Raw genomic sequence first — 26,678 nt, 5'->3', positions numbered from 1 at the left:
CTCCTGTCGTCTCCGTGACGGCACGCCCTGGCAAGAGGTGCCGTATGTGCCCATCGTGAGGTATGCCACTGACAATCCATCCCGACCTGGGGTTTCACCTCGATCAAAGGTTCGGTTCGCGATGCGTGCCGACCAGGCCGACGCGGAGCCCGGCACGCCGGTCCCGGCCGAGGTGCGGGCCGAGGTGCGGCCCGAGGTGCCCGACCCGGCCGTCCCCGGAACTCGAGCCCTCGACCCCCGCGGGCCCTGCGGTGACGTCCGCGGGGAGGGGGCTGTGACAATCAGGACCATGGAAAGCAGCAGCGCCGTCTCGCAGGGCAGCAGCCGTCGCGAGGCCACCCGGCAGAAGCTCTACGAGGCGGCCGTCACCCTCATCGCCGAGCAGGGCTTCTCCGCCACCACCGTGGACGAGATCGCCGAACGCGCCGGGGTCGCGAAGGGCACGGTCTACTACAACTTCGCCAGCAAGTCCGTCCTCTTCGAGGAGTTGCTGCGCCATGGTGTCGGGCTCCTCACCGCATCGCTGCGGGAGGCGGCGGAGCGGACGGCGCGGGAGGGCCGCGGCCGGGTCGACGCCCTGGACGAGATGATCCGCGCGGGGCTGGTCTTCATCGACCGCTACCCGGCCTTCACCCAGCTGTACGTGGCCGAGCTGTGGCGTACCAACCGGGCCTGGCAGTCCACGCTGCTGGTGGTCCGGCAGGAGGCCGTGGCGGTGGTGGAGGGCGTACTGCGCGAGGGGGTGGCAAGCGGTGAGTTCAGCGAGGAGATCGACGTACCGCTGACCGCCGCGGCCCTGGTCGGCATGGTCCTGGTGGCGGCGCTGGACTGGAAGTCGTTCCAGGCGGAGCGCTCCCTCGACGACGTGCACGCGGCCCTGTCCCGCCTGCTCCAGGGACGTGTGAGCGGCCGCCCCTGAAGCGATCGCGCACGGGCCGCCGGACGCGCACGAAGAGCGCCGGCCCGCGGTGGCCGCGTCCCCCGCGGGCCACCGTCGGACCGGCGCCTTCTCCTGCTCCCCCGTACGTCCCCCCGTTGGAACCCCCGTTCTCGGTCGGTCCCCCGGGCTCCCCCGTGCCTCGCTCCCGCCGACCGCGGCCGGCGGAAGGAGCGGATCGCGGGCCCGGCTCCGATCCGGCGCCCCGTGTCGCCGGTTTGGAGCCGTGCCCCTCTCCGTGTCTCCACTCTCTCGTTCCCGCAGGTCGCACCCCATCCGCGTGCGTACTCATCTACCGGGCTAGGTACGGATACTCAGTCGTGCGCGCCCCGGCTCAGGGCGGCGCGTCACCGGCCGGTCACGCGCGCGCCCGTCCCGGTACTCAGCCGCGGCCCGCCGTCGGCCGTTCCCGCAGGTGCACGGCCCGGCCCCTGGACCCGGACTGTCGGTGGCGGCGGATAAAGTCCCTGGCATGGCACGGATTGCGGTGATCGGCGCCGGGATGGGCGCGATGGCGGCCGCCGCCCGGCTGGCCGTCGCGGGCCACCGGGTGGCGGTGTACGAGCGGACTCGGACGTACGGCGGCGCCCTGGGCCGCTTCGAGCGGGACGGCTTCTCCTTCGACACCGGACCCGGTCTGCTCCCGCTGCCCGCGGTCTGGCGCGACCTGTTCGTCAAGACCGGCAAGGAGCCGCTGGAGGCGTGTGTCGAGCTGGTGCAGGTCGACCCGTCGTCCCGGCACGTGTTCGCGGACGGTACGGAGGTCTCACTGCCGAACGCCTCGCGGGCGGGGGTCGTAGCCTCCCTGGACCGGGCGCTCGGCCCGGCCGCCGGGCAGCGCTGGGGCGACTTCCTGGTGCGGGCCCGCGAGACCTGGGACCGGACGCGCCGCCCGCTCCTCGAGGAGCCGCTGTGGCCGAACTGGGAGGTGCTGGCCGAGCGCGAGCCCTATCCGGCGGTGCCGCACAAGCGGCTGCTGCGCACCCGCCGGGCCGGCACGCTCGCCGAGGTCGGTGCCTGGGAGCTGCGGGACGCCCGGCTCGCCGCCCTCCTGGAGAGCCACGCGCTCGGGTACGGCCTGGACCCCCGGACCGCTCCGGCGAACACCGCGGTGCTGCCGTACATGGAGTACGCGTTCGGTATGTGGTACGTGCGTGGCGGCGGTCTGCGGGAGCTGGCGCGGGCGGTGTACGAGCGGTGCCTGGCCCGCCGGGTCGAGTTCCACTTCGGTGCCGAGGTCGCGGGAATCGTCGAGAAGGACGGCCGGGTGGCGGGCGTGGAGCTGGCCGGAGGCGGCGTCGCGGAGGCGGAGTTCGTGGTGGCCGGTGTGGCGCCCGGTGTGCTGGACCGCCTCTGCGGGGGCTCGGCGGTACGGGGCGACGGCGAGGTGCCGCCGCAGCGCGGCGGGGCGAGCCGGCTGACGGTGCTGCTGGCGCTGCGGGGCGGCCGTCCCGAGGGCACGGCGCACCGGACGGTGGTGCACGCGGAGGACCGGGAGACCGAGCTGGACAGCCTGTTCGGCGCCACGCCCGGTATGGCCGCGCGGCCGACCGTCACGGTTCTGCGCCCCGACGACCCGGGACTGGTCCCGGACGCGGACCACGAGGCGGTCACACTCACCGCCGTGGTGCCCGCCCTGGGCGCCGGGCCGGACTGGACCGCGGCAGATGCGTCCGCCCGCCACGCCGAGTACCTGGTCGGCGTCGCCGAGCGTGCGATACCGGATCTGCGCGACCGTCTTCTGTGGCACGAGGTACGCACCCCGGCCGATGTCGCGGCGGGGACCGGTGTGGCGGACGGCGCGGTTCCGGTGCCGGCCCTGGCGGGGGCCGGCGGGCGCCTGCTGCACGCGGCGAACGGCACGCGCACCGGCGGGCTGTTCACGGTCGGCGGCTGGTCGCACCCGGGCGGGGGTCTGCCGCACGCGGGCATGTCGGGCGCGCTGGTCGCCGGACTCGTCGTGGAGGGACCGGAGTTCCGGGGTTCTCAGTGACCGGCAGGGGGCCGGTGACCGGTCGGGGACCGGTGGCCTGTCCCCGGACGCGCCGTCAGAAGCGGTACTGCTCGTCGTAGCCCTGGCCCTGGCTCTGACCCTGTGTCTGGCCGTTGCCCTGGTACGGATACGTCTGCTCCTGCGGGAGTTCGCCGCCCTGGGGTTCGTCGGTGCTGCGCTGCTGCGGCACCCACACCCCGCCGGCCGGTGTCTCGCCGCCGTAACCGCCGGGCGTGCCGGTGGCGTACTGGTCCTGCCCGTAGTCCTGCCGGCCGTACTGCTGCCCGGCGGCCGGGTCGTAGGAGCCGGTGTCGTACGACGTCCCGCCGTAGGTGTGGGTGCCGATGTACGGGTCGGAGTAGGCGGCGTACTGCTGCTGGCCGCCGGTGTCGTAGCCGTACCCCTGCTGCTGCCCGTAACCCGAGTAGTCGTAGGCGTAGGACTGGTCGGTGCCCTGCGCGGCCGCGGCTTGGGCCTGGGCCTGCTGGTCGTGGCCGTAGCCGGCGTCGGCGTCGGCGTACACACCGTAGGAGCCGGTGTCGTCCGGCATGGGCTGCGGCTCGTAGACGGCGGTGGTCTCCGCGGCCGCGGGGTCGGCGGGGCGGGCCGGGGTGAAGACGTCGTCGCGGTCGTAGTCGTCGGGGCCGTACGAGAGGCCGTCCTGACCGGGCGCGTGGTCCCGCGTACGGTCGTCGTAGCCGTCGTGACCGTCGTGGTCGTCCGGGCCGCCCTCGGCCGCTTCGAGGCCGGAGACCTCCAACGTCGGTTCCTGGCGGCCCCGTTGGGGGCGGCTGCGCCTGCCGGTGAGGCCCGTCGGGGCGTTGACCGCCCAGCCGGCCTCGAAGCCGCGGCGGAACGACAGCGTGACGTAGGTCTGGCCGACCGCGAAGGCGGCCGCGCCCAGCCCGATGACGATGACGGACGGGATCAGGACACCGATCACGACACCGAGGAAGCCGCCGAACGCGAGCAGCCGCCAGCGCAGCCGCGCCTTGTACTGCAGCAGCACCTCACCGAGCAGCCACAGCGCGACGCCGCCGAACGCGATGTAGAGGACCGTCCAGCCCATGTACGCCCCTCTCCCAGTGGCCGCTACGCAGTGTGTCGTAAGTATGTGCGACCGGTCTAGGCCCGCGGTGGGTGGTGCAGGCCCAGGTTCTCGTAGATTTCCAGGGTCGCCGTGGAGTTGTTCAGCGTGATGAAGTGCAGTCCGGGCACACCCTCGGCCAGCAGCCGCGCGCAGAACTCCGTGGCGAACTCGATGCCAATGGAGCGTACAGCGGTCGGATCGTCCTTGGCTGTGAGGATCCGCTCTTTCAGCTCGGCCGGGAACGAGGCGTTGCTGAGCTTTGGCAACCTCTCCAGCATCTTCACACTGGTCACCGGCATGACCTCGGGAATGACCGGGGTCTCGCAGCCGGCCGCGGCGACCCGGTCGCGCAGGCGCAGGTAGGACTCGGGCTGGAAGAACATCTGCGTGATCGCGTAGTCGGCGCCCGCCCGGCACTTGTCGACGAAGTGCCTCACGTCCGTGTCCCAGTCGGCGGAGCGCGGGTGCATCTCGGGGAACGCCGCGACGCCGACGCAGAAGTCGCCCGACTCCTTGATGAGCCGGACCAGTTCGGCCGCGTAGGTCAGGCCCTGCGGGTGCGGGACCCAGTCGGCCGTGGGGTCGCCGGGCGGGTCGCCGCGCACGGCCAGCATGTTGCGGATCCCGGCGTCGGCGTACTGGCCGATGATGTTGCGCAGTTCGGCGACGGAGTGGTCGACGGCGGTGAGGTGGGCCACGGGGGTCAGCGTGGTGTCGGCGACGATCTGCTGGGTCTCCTTGACCGTCCCCGCGCGCGTGGACCCGCCGGCGCCGTAGGTCACGGAGACGAAGTCCGGCGCGACCGCCTCCACCCGCCTCAGCGCGCTCCACAGGTTCTTCTCGCCCTTGGCCGTCTTCGGCGCGGAGAACTCGAACGAGTACGTCGTCTTGCCGGACGCGAGCATGTCGCGCACGGTGCGTGCGCGATCAGTCCTGGTGGATGCGGTTCCGAGGGCCATACGGGCAGGTTAGCCAGGGGGCGGCGGTCGCCCAACCGGATGCAGGGTATTTGTCCGTATTGTCGATTTGTTGTCCACCCCTTGGACATACTCGCCGGACACATGCCTCCGGCTCCCCCGGCCACACCGACCCACCGACCCACCGACCCACCGACCCACCGACCGCCGGCCACGCCGACGCGAGCCCTATGCCTGCCGCAGTCGCTTCGCGAACTCGGCGGCCGCCGCGCCCGGGTCGTCCGCCGCGGTGATCGCGCGGACGACGACGACGCGCCGGGCACCGGCCTCCAGCACCTCGTCGAGGTTGCCGAGGTCGATGCCGCCGATGGCGAACCAGGGGCGCTCGGTGCCGAGGGACGCCGTGTGACGGACCAGGCCGAGTCCGGGTGCGTGGCGGCCGGGCTTGGTGGGGGTCGGCCAGCACGGGCCGGTGCAGAAGTAGTCCACGCCGTCCTGGACGGCGGCAGCGGCGGCCTCGGACTCGGCGTGCGTGGAACGGCCGACGAGGACGTCGTCGCCGAGGATCGCCCGGGCGGCGGGCACCGGGAGGTCGCCCTGCCCGAGGTGCAGCACGTCGGCGCGGGCCGCGTGGGCGACGTCCGCCCGGTCGTTCACCGCGAGGAGCTTGCCGTGGCGGGCGCAGGCGTCGGCGAAGACCTCGAGGTGTTCCAGCTCCTCCCCGGCCTCCATGCCCTTGTCACGCAGTTGCACGATGTCGACGCCGCCGGCCAGCACCGCGTCCAGGAACTCGGGCAGGTCGCCCTGGTCGCGGCGGGCGTCCGTGCACAGGTAGAGCCTGGCGTCGGCGAGCCGGGCGCGGGCGGTGGCGTCGGTGTCGGGCATGCGGGTTCCCCCAGGTCGGCAGGTCGGCAGGTCGGTGGCGTGGGCCGCGTGGGCCGCACGGCTCTGGCACACGGGCCGCGGTGGCGACGCGGCCCGTGCGGAGAACAGGTGCTCGGGCAGCACGCGGCCCGTGCGCGAACGGATGCACGGCAGCACACGGCCCGTGCGTCGAACGGTACTGCGGGCAGCACACGGCCCGTGGGGCATGGGGCGTGCCGGGCCACGGCCCCGGCGTGCGGGCCGCGTGCCGGCACGCCGGGCAGCGGGTGTCAGGTCAGACGGCGAGCGCCTGGGCGCGGCGCTTCACCTCCGTGCCGCGGTTCTCGCTCAGCGCCTGCGCGGGGGTGCCGGGCAGGGTCTCGTCGGGCGTGAAGAGCCACTCCAGCATCTCCTCGGCCGTGAAACCGTCGTCCCGCAGCAGCGTCAGGGTCCCGACCAGGCCCTTGACGACCTTGTCCTCGTCGATGAAGGCCGCGGGGATGTGCAGCGCGCGGTTCTCACCGCGGCGTACGGCGATGAGCTGGCCTTCCTTGATCAGCTGGCGTACGCGGGTCACCTCGACACCGAGCATCTCGGCGATGTCGGGGACGGTGAGCCAGGCAGGCACGAGAGCATCGATCTTTGCGTCAATCTCGGTCACAGCTCCAGCCTGCCATCTGGCACTGACAGTCGGAAACCGGACCCGTCCGACCCCGGCCGGCGAACCGGGCCCACGCCCCGGGCCGGCGAACCGGACCGGGAGCGCGGACGGCGGGAGAACCCGGACGGGAGGCCTACGCCGTCGCCGCCTTGAGCGGCCTCGCCGGATCGGCCAGCAGCCGCGGGTCCATCGTCGTGCCCGCCTGGATCAGGCGTTTGCCCTGGGCGAGGTCCCGGGGGCGGCCCACCGCCAGCAGGGCGACCAGGCGGTCCTCGCGCAGCCAGCAGACCGTCCAGGCGGGCCCCGAGGGGTCGCCGCGCCACAGGGTGCGGTCGGCGGCCGTGTGGTGACCGGCGTACTGGACGAAGCGGCCGAACTGCTCGGACCAGAAGTACGGCACCGGGTCGTAGGCCGCCGGGGGCTCGTCGGTGGCGGCGCCGACGATGTTGGCGGCGACCGTGCGCGGGCCCTGGAGGGCGTTGTCCCAGTGGTGCACGAGCAGCCGCTCGCCGTAGCGTCGGGAGGGGAAGGAGGCGCAGTCGCCGACCGCGTAGACGTCCGGCGCCGAAGTGCGCAGGCGGTCGTCGGCCAGAACCTCCCCGTGCGCGCCGAGGCCGATCCCGGAGCCGGCGAGCCACGTGGTGGCGGGCCGGGCGCCGATGCCGACGACGACCGCGCCCGCGGGCAGCCGTGAGCCGTCGTCGAGGACCACCTGGCCGGGCTCCCCGGGGGCACCGGGCTCGACGCGCTCCACGCGCGCGTGCGTGCGCAGTACGGCGCCCGCACCGGCGTACCAGTCCGCCATCCTCGCGGCGACCTCGTCGGGCAGCACACCGGCGAGGGGCCGGTCGGCGGCCTCCACGACGGTCACCGCGCAGCCCGCCTCACGCGCGGCGGTGGCGAACTCGGCGCCGATCCAGCCCGCGCCGACGACCACGATGTCGTGCTGCCGGGCGAGCACCGGGCGCAGCCGTTCGGCGTCGTCCAGGGTGCGCAGCAGGTGCACGCCGGGCACGCCCTCCGCGCCGGGGAGCCGGATCGGTTCGGCGCCGGTCGCGAGGACGAGGACGTCGTACGGCACGGGCCCCGCGGAGGTGTCGAGGACGTGCGCTCCGGGGCGGACGCCCAGGGCCTCGCAGCCGAGCCGCAGGGTGATGCCGAGCGCCTCGAAGTCGACGTCGAAGGCGGAGCCCTCGGCCGTGCCGAGCAGGACGGCCTTGGACAACGGGGGGCGGTCGTACGGCTGGTGCGGCTCCGCGCCGATCAGCGTCACGGCGCCGGTGAAGCCCTGCTCCCGCAGGGCGACGGCGGTCTGCACCCCCGCCATGCCCGCACCCACGACGACCACGCGGCGCTCCGCGTCCGCTCCCCGTTCCCGGGTCTGCTCCTGCGTCTGCTCGCTCACCTGATCACCTTAGACACCCGGCGGCTCGCCGGTCAGTGCCCGTGCGCGGTGACCTGCTCCACAACGCTCGTCCCGCTGCCCCGCTGCGACTCCCACTCCCAGGTCTCCTCCAGGCGCACCCGCCCGTCCGGCAGCTCGACGACGGTCGACACGCAGTGGCCCGACGACGTGCTGCGGTCGGTCTTGAGCTGCACGTAACGGAAGTCGAGACGGTCGCCCTCCCTGCTTCCCACCAGGCGGCCGCGGACGACGTCGCCGCCCGCGTACTCGGCCCATACGGCGCCGTCCTCCTCGTGATACGTGAAGCGGGTGCGCGTGCCCACCTGGCCGGGCGCCTGGTCGGCGACGGGGGCGAGGACGAGACCGTCGAGTGAACGTGCCATGGGAGGAGGCTCCCTTACGAGTGCGGTGCGCTGCGGGCTAGGGTGGCCAACGTAAAGCACTCGCGGGAGCCCGGACGCACCGGGCTGAGAGGGAGGCTGGCGGCCTCCGACCGTACGAACCTGATCCGGGTCATGCCGGCGAAGGGAGGGGCTGGACGCCCATGTCGTCTCCGCCACACACGTCGTCACGTACCCCCGACGTCCTCGTCGTCGGGGGCGGGATCATCGGCCTGGTCACGGCCTGGCGGGCCGCGCAGCGCGGGCTCGTCACGGCGCTCGTGGACCCGGAACCGGGCGGTGGCGCCGCCCAGGTGGCGGCCGGGATGCTGGCCGCCGTCACGGAACTGCACTACGGCGAGCAGACGCTGCTCGCCCTGAACCTCGCCTCCGCCCGCCGGTACCCGGACTTCGCGGCGGAGCTGGCCGACCTCACCGGCCACGACCTCGGTTACCGCAGGTGCGGCACCCTCGCCGTCGCCCTGGACGCCGACGACCGCGCCCACCTGCGGGAACTGCACGCGCTCCAGCAGCGCTCGGGCCTGGAGTCCGAGTGGCTGCCGGGGCGCGAGTGCCGGCGTCTGGAGCCGATGCTCGCGCCCGGTGTGCGCGGCGGGCTCCGGGTGGACGGCGACCATCAGATCGACCCCCGGCGCCTCGCCGGCGCGCTCGTGGCCGCCTGCGAACGCGCGGGCGTCGTCTTCCACCGGGTGTGGGCCGACCGGCTCACCGTCGGGCGCGGCGGCGCACGCGCCACGGGCGTCGTCACGGCGGACGGCACCGCGCTGGAGGCCGGGCGGGTGGTGCTGGCCGGGGGCAGCATGAGCGGGCGGCTCACGGGCGTACCGGACGACGTGCTGCCGCCGGTGCGGCCGGTGAAGGGGCAGGTCCTGCGGCTGACGATGCCGCGGACGCACGGGCCGCTGCTGAACCGGACGGTGCGCGCCGTGGTGCGCGGCAACCACGTCTACCTGGTGCCCCGGGAGAGCGGCGAGCTGGTCGTCGGCGCCACCAGTGAGGAACTGGGCTGGGACACGACGGTCACCGCGGGCGGCGTGTACGAGCTGCTGCGCGACGCCCACGAGCTGGTACCCGGCATCACCGAGCTGCCCCTGGCGGAGACCCGGGCGGGTCTGCGCCCCGGCTCCCCGGACAACGCCCCGCTACTCGGCCCGACCGCTCTGGACGGCCTGCTGCTGGCCACCGGCCACCACCGCAACGGTGTCCTGCTCACCCCGGTCACCGGCGACGTCATGGCGGACGTCCTGACCACCGGGGAGCTGCCGGCCGAGGCCCGCCCCTTCACCCCCCGGCGCTTCGGCGCCGCCCCCGCACTCCCGGAACTCTCGGAGCAGCCCGCATGAACATCTCCGTCAACGGCGAGCCGCGCGAGGTGGCTCCCGGCACCGCCCTGGACACCCTGGTGGGCACGCTCACCGCGGCGCCGTCCGGGGTGGCCGCCGCCCTCAACGAAACCGTCGTCCCGCGCGCGCGGTGGTCCGCCACCGCGCTGGCCGACGGCGACCGCGTCGAAGTCCTCACCGCCGTCCAAGGAGGCTGACCATGGCCGACGATCCGTTCGTCCTCGGCGGTACGGCCTACGGGTCCCGCCTGATCATGGGCACCGGCGGGGCGCCCAGCCTCGACGTCCTGGAGCGGGCGCTGGTGGCGGCCGGGACGGAGCTGACGACCGTCGCGATGCGGCGGGTGAACGCCTCGGTGCACGGGTCCGTGCTGTCGGTGCTGGAGAAGCTCGGCATCCGGGTGCTGCCGAACACGGCCGGCTGCTTCACCGCCGGGGAGGCCGTCCTCACCGCCCGGCTCGCGCGCGAGGCCCTCGGCACGGACCTGGTCAAGCTGGAGGTCATCGCCGACGAGCGCACCCTGCTGCCCGACCCGATCGAGCTCCTGGACGCGGCGGAGACGCTGGTCGACGACGGGTTCACGGTGCTGCCGTACACGAACGACGACCCGGTCCTCGCACGCAAGCTGGAGGACGTCGGGTGCGCCGCGATCATGCCGCTCGGCTCGCCGATCGGGTCGGGGCTCGGCATCCGCAACCCGCACAACTTCGAGCTGATCGTGGAGCACGCGCGCGTGCCGGTGATTCTGGACGCGGGGGCCGGTACGACGTCGGACGTGGCGCTGGCGATGGAGCTGGGGTGCGCGGGTGTGATGCTCGCCTCGGCGGTGACGCGGGCGCAGGAGCCGGTGCTGATGGCGGAGGGGATGCGGTGCGCGGTGGAGGCGGGGCGGTTGGCCCGGCGGGCCGGGCGGATCCCGCGGCGGCGTTTCGCGCAGGCGTCGTCTCCCTCGGAGGGCCTGGCCGTCCTGGACCCTGAGCGGCCCGCTTTCCAGTGACCCGGTGCTGACCTGCCGTTTCGTCTCCGTCCGGCGCACCACCCGTTTCCCGTCGCGCAAGGGCGGGGGGTTCCGCCCTCGGGGTCCGTCGCCGTCCGGGGCCTGCCGTGCGCGGGCATGGGCCCGGCTCCGCGTCGGGCACGTCACAGATGGGCTGCAGTACCGCCCCCGCTGCTCGGCGGCGGCGCCGGGTGTCCGTGGTGACTCGTAGACTCGCCTGCGTGGACACGACCCTTCAGGACCCTCTCGTCGGGCAGGTGCTCGACGGCCGGTACCGCGTCGAGGCGCGGATCGCGGTGGGCGGGATGGCCACGGTCTACCGGGCCGTGGACACCCGCCTGGACCGCGTGCTCGCGCTGAAGGTGATGCACCCGACGCTCGCGGCCGACGCCACCTTCGTGGAGCGGTTCATCCGCGAGGCGAAGTCGGTGGCCCGCCTCGACCACCCCAATGTCGTACAGGTGTTCGACCAAGGGGCCGAGGGAGCGTACGTCTACCTGGCCATGGAGTACATCGCCGGCTGCACCCTGCGCGACGTGCTGCGCGAGCGCGGGGCGCTGCGGCCGCGGGCCGCGCTGGACATCCTGGAGCCGGTGCTGGCCGCGCTGGGCGCCGCGCACCGGGCCGGGTTCGTGCACCGGGACATGAAGCCGGAGAACGTGCTGATAGGGGACGACGGCCGGGTCAAGGTCGCCGACTTCGGACTGGTCCGGGCCGTCGACACGGTCACCAGCACCACCGGAGCCGTCCTCGGCACCGTCTCCTACCTGGCGCCCGAGCAGATCGAGCACGGCGCCGCCGATCCGAGGGTCGACGTGTACGCGTGCGGCGTGGTGCTGCACGAGATGCTGACCGGCGCCAAGCCTCACGAGGGGGATTCCCCCGCCCAGGTGCTCTACAAGCATCTGCACGAGGACGTGCCGCCGCCGTCGGCCGCCGTGCCGGGGATGGCGTACGAGCTGGACGAGCTGGTCGCCTCGGCGACCGCCCGCAACCCGGAGATCCGTCCGCACGACGCCGTGGCCCTGCTCTCGCAGACCCGCCAGGCCCGCGGGGCGCTGAGCGGGGACCAGCTGGACGCGGTGCCGCCGCAGGCGCTCACCGGGGAGCACGACAACGCCGAGGACCGCACGAGCGTGATCCCCCGCGCGCTGACCCTGCCCCGGCCGCTCCCCGTCAACGAGGGCGACGGCCCGGACGGCGCGTTCCCCGCGGACGGGGTGAACCGCACCAGTCGGCTGGCGGCTCCCGAGCCGGCCCCGCCCCGGCGCCGGCGGCCGCAGCTGCGGCGCGGCCCGATGGCGGTCGTCGTGGCCGTCCTGCTGGTGCTCGGCGTCGGCACGGGTGTCTGGTACATCAACTCCGGCCAGTTCACCAAGGTGCCCGCGCTGCTGTCCAAGACCGAGGCGCAGGCCCGGGACCGGCTGGACGAGGCGGGCCTGGACGTGGGCAAGGTCGAGCACGCCTACAGCGACACCGTGGAGCGCGGCAAGGTCATCAGCTCCGATCCCGGGGTGGGCGCCCGCATCCGCAAGAACGACTCGGTGTCGTTCACGGTCTCCGACGGCCCCGACACCGTGAAGCTGCCGGACGTCGAGGGCTACAAGCTGGACCGGGCGCGGACCGTGCTGAAGGGCGAGGGGCTGGAGCCGGGCATGGTGACCCGGGCGTTCAGCGAGGAGGTGCCGAAGGGCTTCGTGATCTCCACGAAGCCGAGGACGGGCACCACGGTGCGCGCCGGCTCCGCGGTCGCCCTGGTCGTCAGCAAGGGCAGCCCGATCGACGTCCCGGACGTCACCGGCGACGACCTGGCCGACGCGAGGGCCGAGCTGACCGAGGCCGGGCTGAAGGTGAAGGTCGCCGACGAGCAGGTGAACTCCGAGCACGACAAGGGCCGGGTCGCCCGTCAGACGCCGGGTTCCGGCAGTCGGGCCGCCGAGGGCGACACGGTGACCCTCACGGTCTCCAAGGGCCCCGAGATGATCGAGGTCCCGGACGTGGTCGGCGACAGCGTGGGCGACGCCAAGCGGACGCTGAAGGACGCGGGCTTCGACGTCGAGGAGGACCGCGGTCTGCTCGGACTGTTCGGCGACACCGTGAAGGAGCAGTCCGTGGAGGGCGGGGACACGGCGCCCAAGGGCTCCACCATCAAGATCACCATCAGGTGACGGCTCTCACGGTCCGGACGGGCGGGAGCGCGTGACACCCTGAATGGGTGAACAGTCAACAGTCCGCCCCCTCCCCCGCCTCCGGCCTCCCCCGCAACCCCGTCGGCGGCCACGTCCCCGTGGCCGGCGGCCTGCACTCCGTGGGCCTGTCCTACGCCCGTGAGCTGAAGGCGGAGGCCGTGCAGGTCTTCGTCGCCAACCCGCGCGGCTGGGCCACCCCGGCGGGCAACCCGAAGCAGGACGAGGCGTTCCGGGAGGCCTGCGCGGCCGGGTCGATCCCGGCCTACGTGCACGCGCCCTACCTGATCAACTTCGGTTCGCACACCGAGGCGACGGTGGAGCGGTCGGTGGACTCGCTGCGGCACTCGCTGCGGCGCGGGCGGGCGATCGGGGCGCTCGGCGTGGTCGTGCACACCGGCAGCGCGACCGGCGGACGGGACCGGGCGGTGGCGCTGAAGCAGGTACGGGAGTACATGCTTCCGCTGCTCGACGAGCTCACCCACGACGACGACCCGTACCTGCTCCTGGAGTCGACCGCCGGACAGGGCGCCTCCCTGTGCTCGCGGACCTGGGACTTCGGGCCGTACTTCGAGGCGCTGGACGCCCACCCGAGGCTCGGGGTGTGCCTGGACACGTGCCACATCTTCGCGGCGGGGCACGACCTGACCGGCCCGTCGGGCATGCACCAGACCCTGGACCTGCTGGTGGACACGGTCGGCGAGGGCCGGCTCAGGCTGATCCACGCCAACGACTCCAAGGACGTGGCGGGGGCGCACAAGGACCGGCACGAGAACATCGGCTCCGGCCACATCGGCGAGGACCCGTTCCGGGCGCTGATGACCCACCCCGCGACCGAGGGCGTGCCGCTGGTCATCGAGACCCCGGGCGGCAAGGAGGGGCACGCGGCGGACGTGGAGCGGCTGAAGAAGCTGCGCGACTGCTGATCCCCGCGAACGCCGGTCAGAGCTCGGGGCCGTCCCCGGGCTCCTCCTGGTAGGAGTAGCGCTGCTCCTGCCACGGATCGCCGATGTTGTGGTAACCGCGCTCCTCCCAGAAGCCGCGGCGGTCGGCGGTCATGTACTCGATGCCGCGGACCCACTTGGGGCCCTTCCAGGCGTACAGGTGCGGGACGACCAGCCGGAGCGGGAAGCCGTGCTCGGCGGTGAGCAGCTCGCCGTCCTTGTGGGTGGCGAAGAGGGTGCGTTCGGCGGCGAAGTCGGACAGCCGCAGGTTGGAGCTGAAGCCGTACTCGGCCCACACCATCACATGGGTGACGGCGGGCGCCGGCGGGGCGAGCTCCAGGATCGCGGCGGCCGGAACGCCGCCCCACTCGGAGCCGAGCATGCTGAACTTGGTGACGCAGTGCAGGTCGGCGACGACCGTGGTGTACGGGAGGGCCGTGAACTCCTCGTGCGTCCAGCCCTGCTTCTCACCGTCGGCGGTGGCGCCGAAGACCCGGAACTCCCAGCGCTCCGGGCGGAACTTGGGGACGGGCCCGTAGTGCGTGACCGGCCAGCCGCGCTGCAGTCGCTGCCCCGGTGGGAGCTCGAACCGCGATGCTCCTTCCGCACCGCCTTCTCCCGATTCGCTTCCCGCCGGCTGACCCATGCCTCCATCCTGACAGACCTGGACCGATGCCCCCGACCCGCCCTCCGCACATTCGGGCAAACAGGAACAGATTCCACTAAGCCTGTACTTACTTACTAAGTCGAGACTTACTGGACGATCTTCGGTGCCGGTGCAATCATGCGGCGCAACACGCCAGTTCCCGTTCGAAGGAGCGTCAAGCGATGCAGGGCGACCCCGAGGTCATCGAGTTCCTCAATGAGCAGCTGACCGCCGAGCTCACGGCGATCAACCAGTACTTCCTGCACGCGAAGCTGCAGGACCACAAGGGCTGGACCAAGCTCGCGAAGTACACGCGCGCGGAGTCCTTCGACGAGATGCGCCACGCCGAGGTGCTCACCGACCGCATCCTGCTCCTGGACGGCCTGCCGAACTACCAGCGGCTCTTCCACGTGCGGGTCGGCCAGAGCGTGACCGAGATGTTCCAGGCCGACCGGGAGATCGAGGTCGAGGCGATCGACCGGCTGCGCCGGGGCGTCGAGGTGATGCGGGCCAAGAACGACATCACGTCGGCCAACGTCTTCGAGGCGATCCTCGCCGACGAGGAGCACCACATCGACTACCTGGACACCCAGCTGGAGCTGATCGAGAAGTTGGGCGAGTCGCTCTACCTGTCGACGGTCATCGAGCAGTCCCAGCCGGACGCGTCGGGTCCCGGCTCGCTCTAGCTAGGCCGCTTCCGGGAGCTCCGCCAGGACCGGTCCGCCCTGGTCGGCCAGCTGCCGGCGGGGGCAGGCACCGCGGCCGAGCAGCGCCTGGATGCGCCGTACGCAGCCGCCGCAGTCGGTGCCCGCCTTGCAGGCGGAGGCGATCTGCCGGGGCGTGCAGGCGCCGGCTTCCGCGTGGCTCTTCACCTGTTCCTCGGTGACACCGAAGCAGCTGCAGACGAACACGCGGTTCACCTCCCGGGCGGGGTACAAGGTCGTGCCGTACCGGTGAGCGGAGGGCCCGACTCGGTGAGGCAAACCTAACCTTACCCATCGGGCGGGGGCGGCAAAAGCGGAAGGGGCGCGGATCGTGTGTGACCCGCGCCCCATTCCTCGTCCCTGCCGCCCGTCCGCGTCGTCCGACGGGCGGGCCGTCACTGGTCCCGGTACATCTCCGCCACCAGGAACGCCAGGTCGAGCGACTGGCTGCGGTTGAGCCGCGGGTCGCAGGCCGTCTCGTAGCGCTGGTGCAGGTCGTCGACGAAGATCTCGTCGCCGCCGCCCACGCACTCGGTGACGTCGTCACCGGTCAGCTCCACGTGGATGCCGCCCGGGTGGGTGCCCAGCGACTTGTGGACCTCGAAGAAGCCCTTGACCTCGTCGAGCACGTCGTCGAAGCGGCGGGTCTTGTGGCCGGAGGCCGCCTCGTAGGTGTTGCCGTGCATCGGGTCGGTGATCCAGGCGACGGTCGCGCCGGACGCGGTGACCTTCTCGACCAGCTCGGGGAGCCTGTCGCGGATCTTGTCCGCGCCCATGCGGACGATGAAGGTCAGCCGGCCGGGCTCGCGCTCGGGGTCCAGACGCTCGATGTACTGGAGCGCCTCCTCGGCCGTGGTGGTCGGGCCGAGCTTGATGCCGATCGGGTTGCGGATCCGCGAGGCGAACTCGATGTGCGCGTGGTCCATCTGCCGGGTGCGCTCACCGATCCACACCATGTGCCCGGAGACGTCGTACAGCTGCCCGGTGCGCGAGTCGACGCGGGTGAGCGCCGACTCGTAGTCGAGCAGCAGCGCCTCGTGCGAGGAGAAGAACTCGACCGTCTGGAACTCGGCCGGGTCCGTCCCGCAGGCCCGCATGAAGTTCAGCGCGTTGTCGATCTCCCGGGCGAGCTGCTCGTAGCGCTGGCCGGACGGCGAGGACTTCACGAAGTCCTGGTTCCAGGCGTGCACCTGGCGCAGGTCGGCGTAGCCGCCGGTGGTGAAGGCGCGCACCAGGTTCAGCGTGGAGGCCGACGCGTGGTACATGCGCTTGAGCCGCTCGGGGTCCGGGATCCGGGCCTCTTCGGTGAAGTCGAAGCCGTTGACGGAGTCGCCGCGGTACGTCGGCAGCGTCACGCCGTCCCGGGTCTCGGTCGGCTTGGAGCGCGGCTTGGAGTACTGGCCGGCGATCCGGCCCACCTTCACCACCGGCACGGACGCGGCGTAGGTGAGGACGGCGCCCATCTGGAGGAGGGTCTTGAGCTTCGCCCTGATGTGCTCGGCGGACACGGCGTCGAACGACTCGGCGCAGTCACCGCCCTGGAGCAGGAAAGCCTCTCCCCGGGCGACCGCTGCCATGCGCGCGCGCAGCTGGTCGCACTCGCCGGCGAACACCAGCGGGGGATACGTTTCGAGCTCGGCGATCACATCGCGCAGAGCCTCGGCATCCGGGTACTCGGGCTGCTGCGCCGCGGGCAGGTCTCGCCATGTCGCCTGAGCGGCGACGCTTCGGGAATCAGCGTTCACGGTCACGTGCTCAACAGTACGCGGTCGGTTACGGCGTCCATGACCCCGACCAGTCCGTGAGACAGGCGTACTCCGCGGGCGGAACACCCCCGACGGCCCCACCGGTGCCGGGAGCGGTCAGCGCCCCGTGGCGGCGGTGTCGTGAGCTGCGCGCCGCCCCCGCACCGGCGGGAGCACGACAGGATCAGTCAATGACGCGATGGGGCCCCGGGACACGGCACTCATGGTGTACCGTCCGTGCCATGTTCGCGCACTCGACCCAGAACTGGTGGTGGACCGCTCCTTCGGCGGCCCACTGACTGCGCGTACGCAAGACTTCGCGAAGGCCGCCCGAGGGGCGGCCTTCGGCGTTTGCGACCGGGGTCCGTTCCTCTCCGACGAACCGAGAAGGATCCGGACCATGACACCGCTCGACGGCCTCCTGGCCGACCCCCGCCCGTTCGCCCTGCTCCGCCGCCGCACCCCGGGCCGCGCCACCGGGGACGGGACCACCGTGGAACTGCTGCTCGGCCCGGTGACCGAGCACGACAGACTCGCCGGCCTGCCCGACGAGGGACTGGCGCTCGTCCCCTTCCGGCAGATCCGCGAGCGCGGCTTCGACGTCCGCGACGACGGCACGCCGCTGCTGGTGCTGACCCCCGAGGAGCGGTACGACATCCCGCTCGCCGATGCCCTCGCCGCCCTCCCCGCGCACGACGTCCGGGTCGAGGGCGGCGGCTTCGACGTCGGCGACGACGAGTACGCGCGGATCGTCGGGCGCGTGCTGGACGAGGAGATCGGGGCCGGCGAGGGCGCCAACTTCGTGATCCGGCGGACGTACGAGGGGCGGATCCCCGGGTTCGGGCGGGCCGACGCGCTGGCGCTGTTCCGGCGGCTGCTGGAGGGCGAGCGGGGCGCGTACTGGACGTTCGTCGTGCACACCGGGGACCGGACGCTGGTCGGGGCCAGCCCCGAGGTGCATGTCCGGATGTCCGGGGGCACGGTCGTGATGAACCCGATCAGCGGGACGTACCGCTATCCCGCCGAAGGGCCGACCCCCGAGCACCTGCTCCGCTTCCTCGCCGACGGCAAGGAGATCGAGGAGCTGTCGATGGTGGTCGACGAGGAGCTCAAGATGATGTGCACCGTCGGCGACATGGGCGGGGTGGTCGTCGGGCCGCGGCTCAAGGAGATGTCCCACCTCGCGCACACCGAGTACGAACTGCGCGGCCGTTCCTCGCTGGACGTGCGGGAGGTGCTGAAGGAGACCATGTTCGCGGCGACGGTCACCGGGTCGCCGGTGCAGAACGCCTGCCGGGTCATCGAGCGGCACGAGGTCGGCGGGCGGGGCTACTACGCGGGCGCGCTGGCGCTGCTGGGGCGGGACTCGGGCGGCGCCCAGACCCTCGACTCCCCCATCCTCATCCGCACCGCCGACATCGACGCCGCCGGGCGGCTGCGGGTGCCGGTCGGCGCCACGCTGGTACGGGGCTCCGACCCGGCCGGCGAGGTCGCGGAGACCCACGCCAAGGCGGCCGGGGTGCTGGCCGCTCTGGGCGTACGTCCGTCCCGGCCGCGTGCGGAGGCCGGGCGGCCGAAGCTGGCCGACGACCCGCGCGTGCGGTCGGCGCTGGACGGGCGCCGGGCCTCGCTGGCGCCGTTCTGGCTGCGGATGCAGGAGCCGTCGGACGCGCTGGAGGGCCATGCCCTGGTCGTCGACGCGGAGGACACCTTCACGGCGATGCTCGCGCACGTACTGCGTTCGTCGGGGCTCACCGTGAGCGTGCGGCGGTACGACGGGCCGGGGCTGCGGGAGGCGGTGCTCGGGCACGGGGGGCCGGTGGTGCTGGGGCCCGGTCCCGGTGATCCGTCCGATCCGGACGACCCGAAGATGCGCCTTCTGCGCGCCCTGACCGCCGAGGTGATCGGGGAGAACCGGCACGGCGTCCTCGGCGTCTGCCTCGGGCACGAGCTGATCGCGGCGGAGCTGGGGCTGGACATCGTCCGCAAGGAGGTGCCCTACCAGGGCGCGCAGACGGAGATCGACCTGTTCGGGCGGCGCGAGACCGTGGGCTTCTACAACAGCTTCACCGCGCGCTGCGACGACGAGACGGCCGGTGAGCTGGCCGCGCACGGCGTGGAGGTGAGCCGCTCGGCGGGCGGCGAGGTGCACGCGCTGCGCGGCGAGGGCTTCGCGGGGGTGCAGTTCCACCCCGAGTCGGTGCTGACGCTGAACGGGGCGGCGATCGTACGGGAGCTGACCGGTCAGCTGCGCGGTACGAGCACGTTCTCCGAGCGGCGGCCCTCGATGTAGTCGAGGACGTTGCGCACCGTGGCGTCGACGATCTGCCCTACCGCGTCCTCGGTGTAGTACGCCTGGTGCGAGGTGACCAGGACGTTCGGGAAGGTGACGAGGCGGGCCAGGGTGTCGTCGGCGATGGCCTCCAGGGACTTGTCGAGGAAGAACAGGCCCGCCTCCGCCTCGTACACGTCCAGGCCCACACCGGTGAAGCGGCCCGCGCGCAACTCGGTGACCAGGGCGGCGGTGTCGATCAGACCGCCGCGGCTGGAGTTGACCAGGATCGCGTCGTCCCGCATCTCCTTCAGGGCGGCGGCGTCGATCAGGTGCTGGGTCGCGGGCATGAGCGGGAGGTGCAGGGAGACCAGGTCGGAGCGGGCGAGCAGCTCGTCCTTGGGGACGTAGCGCATGCCCAGCTCCATGCACGCGGGGTTCTCGGCGACGTCCCAGCCCAGCAGCCGCATGCCGAAGCCGTGGGCGATCCGGGCGAAGGCCTCGCCGATCTTGCCGGTGCCGAGGACACCGGCGGTGCGGCCGTGCATGTCGCGGCCCATCAGGCCGTGCAGGCGGAAGTCGAAGTCCCGGGTGCGGGTGGAGGCGCGCACGATCCGCCGGTTGACGGCCATGGCGAGGGTCCAGGCGAACTCCGCGACCGAGTACGGGGAGTAGTACGACACCCGGGCGACGGTCATGCCGAGCCGCTCGGCCGTGTCGAGGTCGATGTTGTTGAAGCCGGTGGAGCGCTGGGCCACCATCCGGGTGCCGCCGGCCGCGAGGATCTCCAGGACGGCCGCGCCGAGGTCGGCGTTGACGGACGTGGAGACGATCTCGTGGCCGGCCGCGATGGGGGCGGTGTCCTCGTTGAGGAAGACGTCGAGGCAGCGGACCTGGTCGTGGCCCCGGAAGGCCTGTTCGATCAGGGGCTTCTCGTCGGCCTGGACGCCGAAGGCCAGGATCTCCATGACCGCTCCCGTTCTGCTGGGCTCCGGGAGCCGAATATACGGCGCCGCGGCATCCTGCGCCGGTCAGCGGTCAGCGGTCAGCGGTCAGCGGTCAGCGGTCAGCGGTCAGCCGAAGAACACCCCGGCCTCCTCGTACAGCTTCGGGTCGACCGTCTTCAGCCGGGCCGTGGCGTCCGCGATCGGCACGCGGACGATGTCCGTGCCGCGCAGGGCGACCATGGTGCCGAAGTCGCCGTCGCGGACGCAGTCCACGGCGTGCAGGCCGAACCGGGTGGCGAGCCAGCGGTCGAAGGCGCTGGGCGTGCCCCCGCGCTGGACGTGGCCGAGGACGGTGGTCCGGGCCTCCTTGCCGGTGCGTTTCTCGATCTCCTTCGCCAGCCACTCGCCCACCCCGGACAGCCGGACGTGCCCGAAGGAGTCCAGCGACTGGTCCTTGAGCACCATGTCGCCGTCCCGCGGCATCGCCCCCTCGGCGACGACCACGATCGGCGCGTACGACGCCCGGAACCGGGACGTCACCCAGGCGCACACCTGCTCCGTGTCGAAGCGCTGCTCGGGGATGAGGATGACGTTGGCGCCGCCGGCCAGGCCGGAGTGGAGGGCGATCCAGCCGGCGTGCCGGCCCATGACCTCCACGACCAGCACGCGCATGTGGGACTCGGCGGTGGTGTGCAGCCGGTCGATGGCCTCGGTGGCGATGCCGACGGCCGTGTCGAAGCCGAAGGTGTAGTCGGTGGCGGACAGATCGTTGTCGATCGTCTTGGGCACACCGACGCACGGCAGGCCGTACTCGTCCCCGAGGCGGGCGGCGACGCCCAGGGTGTCCTCGCCGCCGATGACGACGAGCGCCTCGACACCCCGTTCGGCCAGGTTCTCCTTGATACGCCGGATGCCGTCCGCGTGCTGCAGCGGATTGGTGCGCGAGGAGCCGAGGATGGTGCCGCCGCGGGGCAGGATGCCGCGGACGGCCGGGATGTCGAGCCGGACGGTGTCGCCCTCCAGCGGACCGCGCCAGCCGTCCCGGAAGCCGGTGAAGTCGTAGCCGTACTCCTGTACGCCCTTGCGGACGACGGCCCGGATGACGGCGTTGAGCCCGGGGCAGTCACCGCCTCCGGTCAGCACTCCGACCTTCATCGCGCAACTCCCTTGCCACAGCGGGTGGTTCAGGCCACTGCCACTGTCCCGCGCGGGTCACGCGTCGTCCAGACCCCGTTCTATCGCGTACCGCACCAGCTCCACCCTGTTGTGCAGCTGGAGCTTGCCCAGGGTGTTCTGGACGTGGTTCTGCACGGTGCGGTGGGAGATGACGAGGCGTTCGGCGATCTGCTTGTAGCTCAGTCCCTTGGCGACCAGGCGCAGCACCTCGGTCTCCCGGTCGGTGAGCCGCGGCGCCCCGGGTTCACCGGTCTCCGCGGCGGGAGCCGGTTCGGAGGCGAGGCGCCGGTACTCGCCGAGGACCAGGCCGGCCAGCCCGGGGGTGAAGACCGGGTCGCCGAGGGCCGTGCGGCGCACCGCGTCCTGCAACTCCTCGGTGGAGGCCGACTTCAGCAGGTATCCGGTCGCCCCGGACTTCACCGCCTCCAGCACGTCGGCGTGTTCCCCGCTCGCGGAGAGCACGAGGACGCGCAGCTTCGGGTCCGCGCCGACGACCTCCTTGCAGACCTGGACGCCGGGCTTGCCGGGCAGGTTGAGGTCGAGCACGAGGACGTCGGGCGCGACGGCCCGCGCGCGGCGCACCGCCTGGTCGCCGTCGCCGGCGGTGGCGACCACGTCGAAGCCGGACTCGGCCAGGTCCCGGGCGACGGCGTCGCGCCACATCGGGTGGTCGTCGACCACCATGACCCTGATCGGTTCGTGTCGTTCGGTCATCGCTCCGCTGCCTTCCCCCGCGCGCTGGTACTGCTGGTCGCCTTCTTCGGTGCCTTCAGTTCGACCTCGGTGCCCTGGCCGGGCACCGAGATCAGCTCGGCCGTGCCGCCGAGGTCGCGCAGCCGGCCCCGGATCGACAGGGCCACGCCGAGCCGCCCCTCGCCCTCCGCCTCGCTGAGCCGCCCCTCCGGGATGCCGGGCCCTTCGTCGCGGACGGAGACGATCACCTCGTCCGGCTCGTCCTCGACCAGGATCCACGCCCGCGCCTGCTCACCGACGTGCTTGCGCACGTTGTCCAGGGCGGCCCCCACGGCGGCCGCGAGCTCCCGGGCCGCCAGCGGGGTCAGCAGGACCGGCGCGCCGGGCTCGGCGAGGTTCACGAGGGAGCCCGCGTACGGGGCCAGCAGGGCGCGCAGGTCCACGGGACCGTCCGGATCGTCCCCCTCCGGTTCCTCCACGGCCCGTACGACCGCGCCCTCGGCGGTGTCCTCCGACACGCGGGAGACGGGCACCAGGCCGCCGGAGACCAGCGTGCGCAGCGCCACCTCCTGCTCACCGGCCATCCGGCCCAGCTCGGCCGCCTCGCCGCCGATGACGGCGCCGCGCCGCTGCACCATCGCCAGCACCTGGAGCACGCTGTCGTGGATGTCCCGGGCGAGCCGCTCCCGTTCCCTGGTCGCCGCCTCGATCTCCAGGGCGCGGGCGAGGGTGCGCTCGGAGGCGCGGGCCACCTCGACGACGTAGCCGATGGCGATGGAGGCGACCCAGACGAGGACGACGTTGTGCACGGTGTCGCGGGCCGGGCTGCCGCGCTCGACCAGGTTGGCGACGGCGACGAGCGTGGAGGCGACGGCCGCCCAGCGCCAGCCGCCCTTGATGGCGAAGGCCAGGACGGAGCCCGCCGTCCATATCGACGGCAGGGTCGGGCCCCCGTTCATGACCCGCTCGTGCGCGTCGGCGAACGGCGTGAGCAGGATGCCGGTCAGCGCGATGGTGAGGTCGGCGGTGAGGAACCGCTTGGTGCAGCTCGCCGCACTCGCGACCTTGGGCAGGGTGGCCAGGGTCCAGACGAAGAGGACGGCGTAGTAGGCGACGGCGAGCCAGGGGCGGGCGAAGCCGGAGTGGGCGGTGACGAAGAAGCCGATCGCGTACAGCATGGTGAGCACGCGGTAGCCGGCGAGCGCGCGCCACAGCGGCTGCTCGACCGACATCCTCATGACTCTCTCGCGCCTGGCCATGTCCCCCCGTCCCCGGCCCGTACGTCTTCCGTCCCGTCCGGCCGCTACCGGTCGCCGGACCGGTCCTGCTCGGCCGCCTCCTTCTCCTTGGCGGCCTGTTCCCTCTCCGCCTGCGCGAGCGCGGCCTTCGCCGCCTTGCCCGCCTCCTTCTCGGCCTTCACCTCGTCCGCGAGCTGCCGCTTCATGGCGGTCGCGTACATGTCGACGTACTCCTGTCCGGAGAGCTTCATGATCTCGTACATGACCTCGTCGGTCACCGCGCGGAGCACGAAGCGGTCGTGCTCCATGCCCTGGTAGCGGGTGAAGTCGAGGGGCTTGCCGATACGGATGCCGGGCCGCATCAGCTTCGGCACCACCTTGCCGGGCGGCTGGATCTTCTCGGTGTCGATCATTGCGACCGGGATGACGGGCGCGCCGGTGGCGAGCGCCACGCGCGCGAGGCCGCCCGGCTTGCCGCGGTAGAGGCGGCCGTCCGGGGAGCGCGTGCCCTCGGGGTAGATGCCGAACAGCTCGCCGCGCTCCAGGACCTCTATGCCGCTCTTGATGGCGGCCTCTCCCGCGCCGCGTGCCCCGGACCGGTCCACGGGCAGCTGGCCGACGCCCTTGAAGAAGGCGGCGGTCAGCCGGCCCTTGACCCCGGGGGTGTTGAAGTACTCGGCCTTGGCGATGAAGGTCACCTTGCGGTCGAGGACGGCGGGCAGGAAGAACGAGTCGGAGAACGACAGGTGGTTGCTCGCCAGAATGGCGGGGCCGTCGGCCGGGATGTGCTCCAGGCCTTCCACCCAGGGCCGGAAGGCGAGCTTCAGCGAACCTCCGACGGTGACCTTCATCGCGCCGTACAACAAGCGAGTGCCTCCTGTGTCTGTGGATCAGACCCTATCCCGGGGCACCGTCAATGGCCCCGACGGCCCTGGTCGGTGTCAGTGCGGTCGCGTACGGTGAAGTACCCGCAAGTACCGCACCCGCAAGCACTACCTCCGCGTGTACCGCGCCCGCGTGTACCCCACCCGACGTGCCGGCCGTGCCGGCCCCCTGACGACAGGAGACCGAGACGTGCCGGTCCTGCCCGGAGCCGAGCCGTTCCGCCACGAGGGCGGTGAGGTCGGCGTCCTCCTCTGCCACGGGTTCACCGGTTCCCCGCAGTCGCTGCGCCCCTGGGCCCGGTACCTCGCCGCCCGCGGCCTGACCGTCGCGCTGCCGCTGCTGCCCGGGCACGGCACGCGCTGGCAGGACATGCAGGTCACCGGCTGGCAGGACTGGTACGCGGAGGTGGACCGCGAGCTGCGCGCCCTGCGGGAGCGCTGCGGGCGCGTCTTCGTGGCCGGCCTGTCCATGGGCGGCGCGCTGGCGCTGCGGCTCGCGGCGAAGCACGGCGACGCCGTGTCGGGCGTCGTGGTCGTCAACCCGGCGAACCGGATGCACGGCGTCGCCCAGCACGCCCTTCCGGTCCTGCGCCACCTGCTGCCGGCGACGAAGGGCATCGCCAGTGACATCGCCAAGCCGCTCGGCACGGAGCTGGGGTACGACAGGGTGCCGCTGCAGGCGGCGCACTCGCTGCGCGCGTTCTTCCGTCTCGCCGACGGCGACCTGCCGCAGGTGACCCAGCCGCTGCTGCTGCTGCGCAGCCCGCAGGACCACGTGGTGCCGCCCGTGGACTCGGCCCGCATCCTCGGCCGGGTGTCGTCGACGGACGTGACGGAGGTGCTGCTGGAACAGAGCTACCACGTGGCGACGTTGGACCACGACGCGGACCGGATCTTCGCGGAGAGCGTCGCGTTCATCGGCCGGCTCGCGCCCGGTTCCGTCGGGGAGCCGGAGCCCGGTCTCGGCAAGGAAGGGACGGCCGCAGGTGGCTGAGCACGACTCCGACCGCGAGGACCGCGAGGAGCGGGACCTGGAGCGGGAGCGGGAGCACCGCGAGGGACGGGAGCGCGCGGCGGACCGCGGGCCCGAGGAGCAGGGCGTACCCCTCGACGAGGACGCCGCCTGGGCCGCGATCGTCGCCGGGTACGGGGACGAGCCGCCGGACCCGCCGGGCGCGAAGCCGTTCAAGTCGGTGGAGGATCTGGCGCTCCTGGAGCCGGAGACCAACGACGACAAGCCCGAGGCGGACCGGCCGGCCTCGGCCCGGCCGCTGGGGGGCTCCGTGGCGTTCGCCCCCGGTGTCGGTCCCCGCGACCACACCCTGGCCGAGCCGTCGGACGACGATCCGGGCGAGGACGGCGAGGGGCACTTCGTACCGCCCGAGCCTCCGCCGCTGCCCGAGGCCGACACCACCGCGAAGTTCGCCTGGCTGGGCGTGCTCGGCGGCCCGGTGCTGCTTCTGCTGGCGGTGCTGCTCGGCTGGGACATGAGCTGGTGGCTGGCGACCGCGAGCGTCGGCGGCTTCCTCGGGGGCTTCGCCACCCTGGTCATGCGGATGCGGACGGGTGACGAGGACGACGACGATCCGGGGCGGGGCGCGGTGGTCTAGGGGGTGTCGACCCGCGGGGCCGTCAGGCGGACCGGTCCGTGGACGACGCGGGTACGCGGAGGGCGGTCAGGACCGGGAGGTGGTCCGTGGCCGCCCTCAGGTCGTCCTCGGCCACCCCGGGCAGACCCAGCGGCACCCCGCAGCCCAGTACCTCGACGCCCTCCGTGACGAAGACCGCGTCGATGCGCCGGTCGGGGGCGGCCGCGGAGAAGGTGTACTCGCCGCCCCAGGGTGCGGCGGTCCAGCAGTCCCGCAGACCGTCGCCGAGCCGCCGGAAGGTGCGGCCGCCGGGGCGCTCGTTCAGGTCGCCGCCCGCCACCGCGTGCGTCACGCCGAGGCCGGCGAGCCGGTCGAGGAGCAGGCCCGCCTGCTCGTACCGCTCGTCCTGCCACAGCGAGAGATGACAGCTCAGTACGCCCAGGCGGGCCCCGCCGATGCGGACCACGGCGGTCGCGAGGCCGCGGCGGTGCCGGCCGGGGGTGAGCGGGAGCAGCACGTCCTCCGTGCGTTCGACGGTGGCGCGCAGGGAGCACAGGAGCGCGGGCCCGGCGGCGGTGCCGCCGCCGGACAGCAGTACCAGCCCGGATGCCGCCGCGAGCCGGGTGAGCTTCTTGCGCCAGCGGAAGAACCGGGGCGCCTCCTGCACGAGCACCAGGTCGGGGGCGCACGCGGCGATCACACGGGCGAGGGCGTCGGTGTCGTCCCGCATCGAGCGGATGTTGTAGCTGAGGACCCGGATAACGGCGGAACCGTCGGGCTCGGTGCGGGAGTTGGGGAGCGGTCGCAGCGACGTTGCCATGGGGGTCAATCTACGCGGTGACCGGGGTCGGGGCGCCCGGCAGCCCGGGACGCGAGACCGGGCACGGCCGGCGGGTTGCGGGTGGCTTCGCGCCGCGGGGGGGGGGGGGGGGGGGGGGGGGGGGGGGGGCCCCGGGGGGGGGGTAGGGGGGGGGGGGGGGGGGGGTGAGGGGTGAGGTGGGGGCGGTTTGGGGGCTCGGCTCGAACCCCTGCCCCCCCCCGCTGCG

27 protein-coding genes and 1 riboswitch are annotated in these 26,678 nt (G+C 73.0%); of the genes, 12 read left to right on the top strand and 15 right to left on the bottom strand.

The genetic code is table 11. The features are described 5' to 3' along the window. Nucleotides 1-289: 289 nt before the first annotated feature. Both ACZ7G3_RS10125 and ACZ7G3_RS10120 read left to right on the top strand, forming a co-directional pair. Nucleotides 290-919, top strand: coding sequence for a TetR/AcrR family transcriptional regulator (locus ACZ7G3_RS10125; RefSeq protein ID WP_426598393.1), 630 nt, complete (start codon nt 290-292; stop codon nt 917-919). A 490-nt stretch (nt 920-1,409) separates the two neighbouring features. After that, nucleotides 1,410-2,930 carry a phytoene desaturase family protein gene (locus ACZ7G3_RS10120; RefSeq protein WP_470924614.1) on the top strand — a complete coding sequence of 507 codons (1,521 nt, stop codon included), beginning with the start codon at nt 1,410-1,412 and terminating at the stop codon, nt 2,928-2,930. Between the two features lie 55 nt (nt 2,931-2,985). Here ACZ7G3_RS10120 and ACZ7G3_RS10115 read toward each other — a convergent pair whose 3' ends face one another. The 6 genes from ACZ7G3_RS10115 to ACZ7G3_RS10090 form a co-directional block, all read right to left on the bottom strand. Continuing rightward, a complete protein-coding gene (locus tag ACZ7G3_RS10115; protein WP_470924612.1) occupies nt 2,986-3,999 on the bottom strand; it encodes an SCO2102 family sporulation regulator in 1,014 nt (337 codons plus the stop codon). A gap of 56 nt (nt 4,000-4,055) precedes the next feature. After that, a complete protein-coding gene (gene metF / locus ACZ7G3_RS10110; protein ID WP_426598396.1) occupies nt 4,056-4,979 on the bottom strand; it encodes a methylenetetrahydrofolate reductase [NAD(P)H] in 924 nt (307 codons plus the stop codon). Nucleotides 4,980-5,165: 186 nt separating this feature from the next. Next, nucleotides 5,166-5,822 (bottom strand): thiamine phosphate synthase, encoded by a 657-nt coding sequence (gene thiE / locus ACZ7G3_RS10105; protein WP_426598397.1) that lies wholly within the window; start codon nt 5,820-5,822, stop codon nt 5,166-5,168. Between the two features lie 274 nt (nt 5,823-6,096). Next, entirely contained in the window at nt 6,097-6,462 is a 366-nt protein-coding gene (locus ACZ7G3_RS10100) for an Rv2175c family DNA-binding protein (RefSeq protein WP_055416498.1), read from the bottom strand. 133 nt (nt 6,463-6,595) lie between these two features. Beyond that, nucleotides 6,596-7,810: an NAD(P)/FAD-dependent oxidoreductase gene (locus ACZ7G3_RS10095; protein WP_426598462.1), complete on the bottom strand. Its 1,215-nt coding sequence runs from the start codon at nt 7,808-7,810 to the stop codon at nt 6,596-6,598. An 89-nt stretch (nt 7,811-7,899) separates the two neighbouring features. Further along, complete coding sequence (locus ACZ7G3_RS10090) at nt 7,900-8,250, bottom strand: avidin-fold protein (protein ID WP_470924609.1); 351 nt, start codon at nt 8,248-8,250, stop codon at nt 7,900-7,902. Between the two features lie 52 nt (nt 8,251-8,302). Then, nucleotides 8,303-8,414, top strand: a riboswitch (TPP riboswitch). Here ACZ7G3_RS10090 and thiO point away from each other — a divergent pair. From thiO to ACZ7G3_RS10065, 5 genes are all read left to right on the top strand, one after another. Continuing rightward, nucleotides 8,412-9,611: a glycine oxidase ThiO gene (thiO, locus tag ACZ7G3_RS10085; RefSeq protein ID WP_470924607.1), complete on the top strand. Its 1,200-nt coding sequence runs from the start codon at nt 8,412-8,414 to the stop codon at nt 9,609-9,611. (Overlaps the previous riboswitch by 3 nt.) Beyond that, nucleotides 9,608-9,808, top strand: coding sequence for a sulfur carrier protein ThiS (gene thiS / locus ACZ7G3_RS10080; protein WP_055416502.1), 201 nt, complete (start codon nt 9,608-9,610; stop codon nt 9,806-9,808). Before thiO ends, thiS begins: the two co-directional genes overlap by 4 nt. A 2-nt stretch (nt 9,809-9,810) precedes the next feature. After that, nucleotides 9,811-10,608: a thiazole synthase gene (locus ACZ7G3_RS10075; protein ID WP_470924606.1), complete on the top strand. Its 798-nt coding sequence runs from the start codon at nt 9,811-9,813 to the stop codon at nt 10,606-10,608. A gap of 221 nt (nt 10,609-10,829) precedes the next feature. Continuing rightward, nucleotides 10,830-12,776, top strand: a complete 1,947-nt coding sequence (gene pknB, locus ACZ7G3_RS10070) for a Stk1 family PASTA domain-containing Ser/Thr kinase (RefSeq protein WP_470924604.1) — start codon at nt 10,830-10,832, stop codon at nt 12,774-12,776. Nucleotides 12,777-12,823: 47 nt separating this feature from the next. Then, nucleotides 12,824-13,720: a deoxyribonuclease IV gene (locus ACZ7G3_RS10065; protein ID WP_470924603.1), complete on the top strand. Its 897-nt coding sequence runs from the start codon at nt 12,824-12,826 to the stop codon at nt 13,718-13,720. Between the two features lie 16 nt (nt 13,721-13,736). On the opposite strand, the gene ACZ7G3_RS10060 is transcribed toward ACZ7G3_RS10065, so the two are convergent. Continuing rightward, nucleotides 13,737-14,384 (bottom strand): sulfite oxidase-like oxidoreductase, encoded by a 648-nt coding sequence (locus tag ACZ7G3_RS10060; protein ID WP_426598404.1) that lies wholly within the window; start codon nt 14,382-14,384, stop codon nt 13,737-13,739. Nucleotides 14,385-14,566: 182 nt separating this feature from the next. On the opposite strand from ACZ7G3_RS10060, the gene bfr reads away from it, so the two are divergent. Then, nucleotides 14,567-15,070, top strand: a complete 504-nt coding sequence (gene bfr, locus ACZ7G3_RS10055) for a bacterioferritin (RefSeq protein WP_019327969.1) — start codon at nt 14,567-14,569, stop codon at nt 15,068-15,070. Here the strand turns inward: bfr and ACZ7G3_RS10050 are convergent, their stop codons facing one another. Then, nucleotides 15,071-15,304: a (2Fe-2S)-binding protein gene (locus ACZ7G3_RS10050; protein ID WP_392144363.1), complete on the bottom strand. Its 234-nt coding sequence runs from the start codon at nt 15,302-15,304 to the stop codon at nt 15,071-15,073. Nucleotides 15,305-15,483: 179 nt separating this feature from the next. Next, entirely contained in the window at nt 15,484-16,839 is a 1,356-nt protein-coding gene (locus ACZ7G3_RS10045; RefSeq protein ID WP_426522952.1) for a class II 3-deoxy-7-phosphoheptulonate synthase, read from the bottom strand. Here ACZ7G3_RS10045 and ACZ7G3_RS10040 point away from each other — a divergent pair. Beyond that, nucleotides 16,794-17,132 (top strand): trp operon leader peptide, encoded by a 339-nt coding sequence (locus tag ACZ7G3_RS10040; protein WP_470924600.1) that lies wholly within the window; start codon nt 16,794-16,796, stop codon nt 17,130-17,132. The two genes, ACZ7G3_RS10045 and ACZ7G3_RS10040, sit on opposite strands and share 46 nt — an antisense overlap. 101 nt (nt 17,133-17,233) lie before the next feature. Continuing rightward, the gene (locus tag ACZ7G3_RS10035; protein WP_470924599.1) at nt 17,234-19,126 is read left to right on the top strand and encodes an anthranilate synthase family protein; all 1,893 of its coding nucleotides are present in this window, start codon (nt 17,234-17,236) and stop codon (nt 19,124-19,126) included. Here ACZ7G3_RS10035 and ACZ7G3_RS10030 read toward each other — a convergent pair. The 5 genes from ACZ7G3_RS10030 to ACZ7G3_RS10010 form a co-directional block, all read right to left on the bottom strand. Continuing rightward, nucleotides 19,078-20,073 carry a 2-hydroxyacid dehydrogenase gene (locus ACZ7G3_RS10030; RefSeq protein ID WP_426598408.1) on the bottom strand — a complete coding sequence of 332 codons (996 nt, stop codon included), beginning with the start codon at nt 20,071-20,073 and terminating at the stop codon, nt 19,078-19,080. The genes ACZ7G3_RS10035 and ACZ7G3_RS10030 overlap by 49 nt on opposite strands. A 105-nt stretch (nt 20,074-20,178) precedes the next feature. Then, complete coding sequence (locus ACZ7G3_RS10025; RefSeq protein WP_426598409.1) at nt 20,179-21,207, bottom strand: 6-phosphofructokinase; 1,029 nt, start codon at nt 21,205-21,207, stop codon at nt 20,179-20,181. Nucleotides 21,208-21,264: 57 nt separating this feature from the next. Further along, nucleotides 21,265-21,942, bottom strand: coding sequence for a response regulator (locus ACZ7G3_RS10020; RefSeq protein WP_426598410.1), 678 nt, complete (start codon nt 21,940-21,942; stop codon nt 21,265-21,267). Beyond that, nucleotides 21,939-23,180, bottom strand: a complete 1,242-nt coding sequence (gene macS / locus ACZ7G3_RS10015) for a MacS family sensor histidine kinase (protein WP_470924598.1) — start codon at nt 23,178-23,180, stop codon at nt 21,939-21,941. Before macS ends, ACZ7G3_RS10020 begins: the two co-directional genes overlap by 4 nt. A 44-nt stretch (nt 23,181-23,224) precedes the next feature. Beyond that, nucleotides 23,225-24,010, bottom strand: a complete 786-nt coding sequence (locus tag ACZ7G3_RS10010; protein WP_470924941.1) for a lysophospholipid acyltransferase family protein — start codon at nt 24,008-24,010, stop codon at nt 23,225-23,227. Between the two features lie 223 nt (nt 24,011-24,233). On the opposite strand from ACZ7G3_RS10010, the gene ACZ7G3_RS10005 reads away from it, so the two are divergent. Together ACZ7G3_RS10005 and ACZ7G3_RS10000 are read left to right on the top strand one after the other, a co-directional pair. After that, a complete protein-coding gene (locus tag ACZ7G3_RS10005; protein WP_470924597.1) occupies nt 24,234-25,037 on the top strand; it encodes an alpha/beta hydrolase in 804 nt (267 codons plus the stop codon). Continuing rightward, nucleotides 25,030-25,653, top strand: a complete 624-nt coding sequence (locus ACZ7G3_RS10000) for a hypothetical protein (protein ID WP_470924595.1) — start codon at nt 25,030-25,032, stop codon at nt 25,651-25,653. Before ACZ7G3_RS10005 ends, ACZ7G3_RS10000 begins: the two co-directional genes overlap by 8 nt. A gap of 22 nt (nt 25,654-25,675) precedes the next feature. Here ACZ7G3_RS10000 and ACZ7G3_RS09995 read toward each other — a convergent pair whose 3' ends face one another. After that, on the bottom strand, nt 25,676-26,452 hold the full coding sequence (locus ACZ7G3_RS09995; protein ID WP_470924593.1) for an endonuclease/exonuclease/phosphatase family protein: 777 nt from the start codon (nt 26,450-26,452) through the stop codon (nt 25,676-25,678). Nucleotides 26,453-26,678 lie beyond the last annotated feature (226 nt).

The sequence above is a fragment of the Streptomyces sp. NPDC037271 genome (assembly GCF_055603605.1).
The sequence above is the reverse complement of the archived record's forward strand: the minus strand, read 5'-3'. Positions and strand labels throughout refer to the sequence as shown.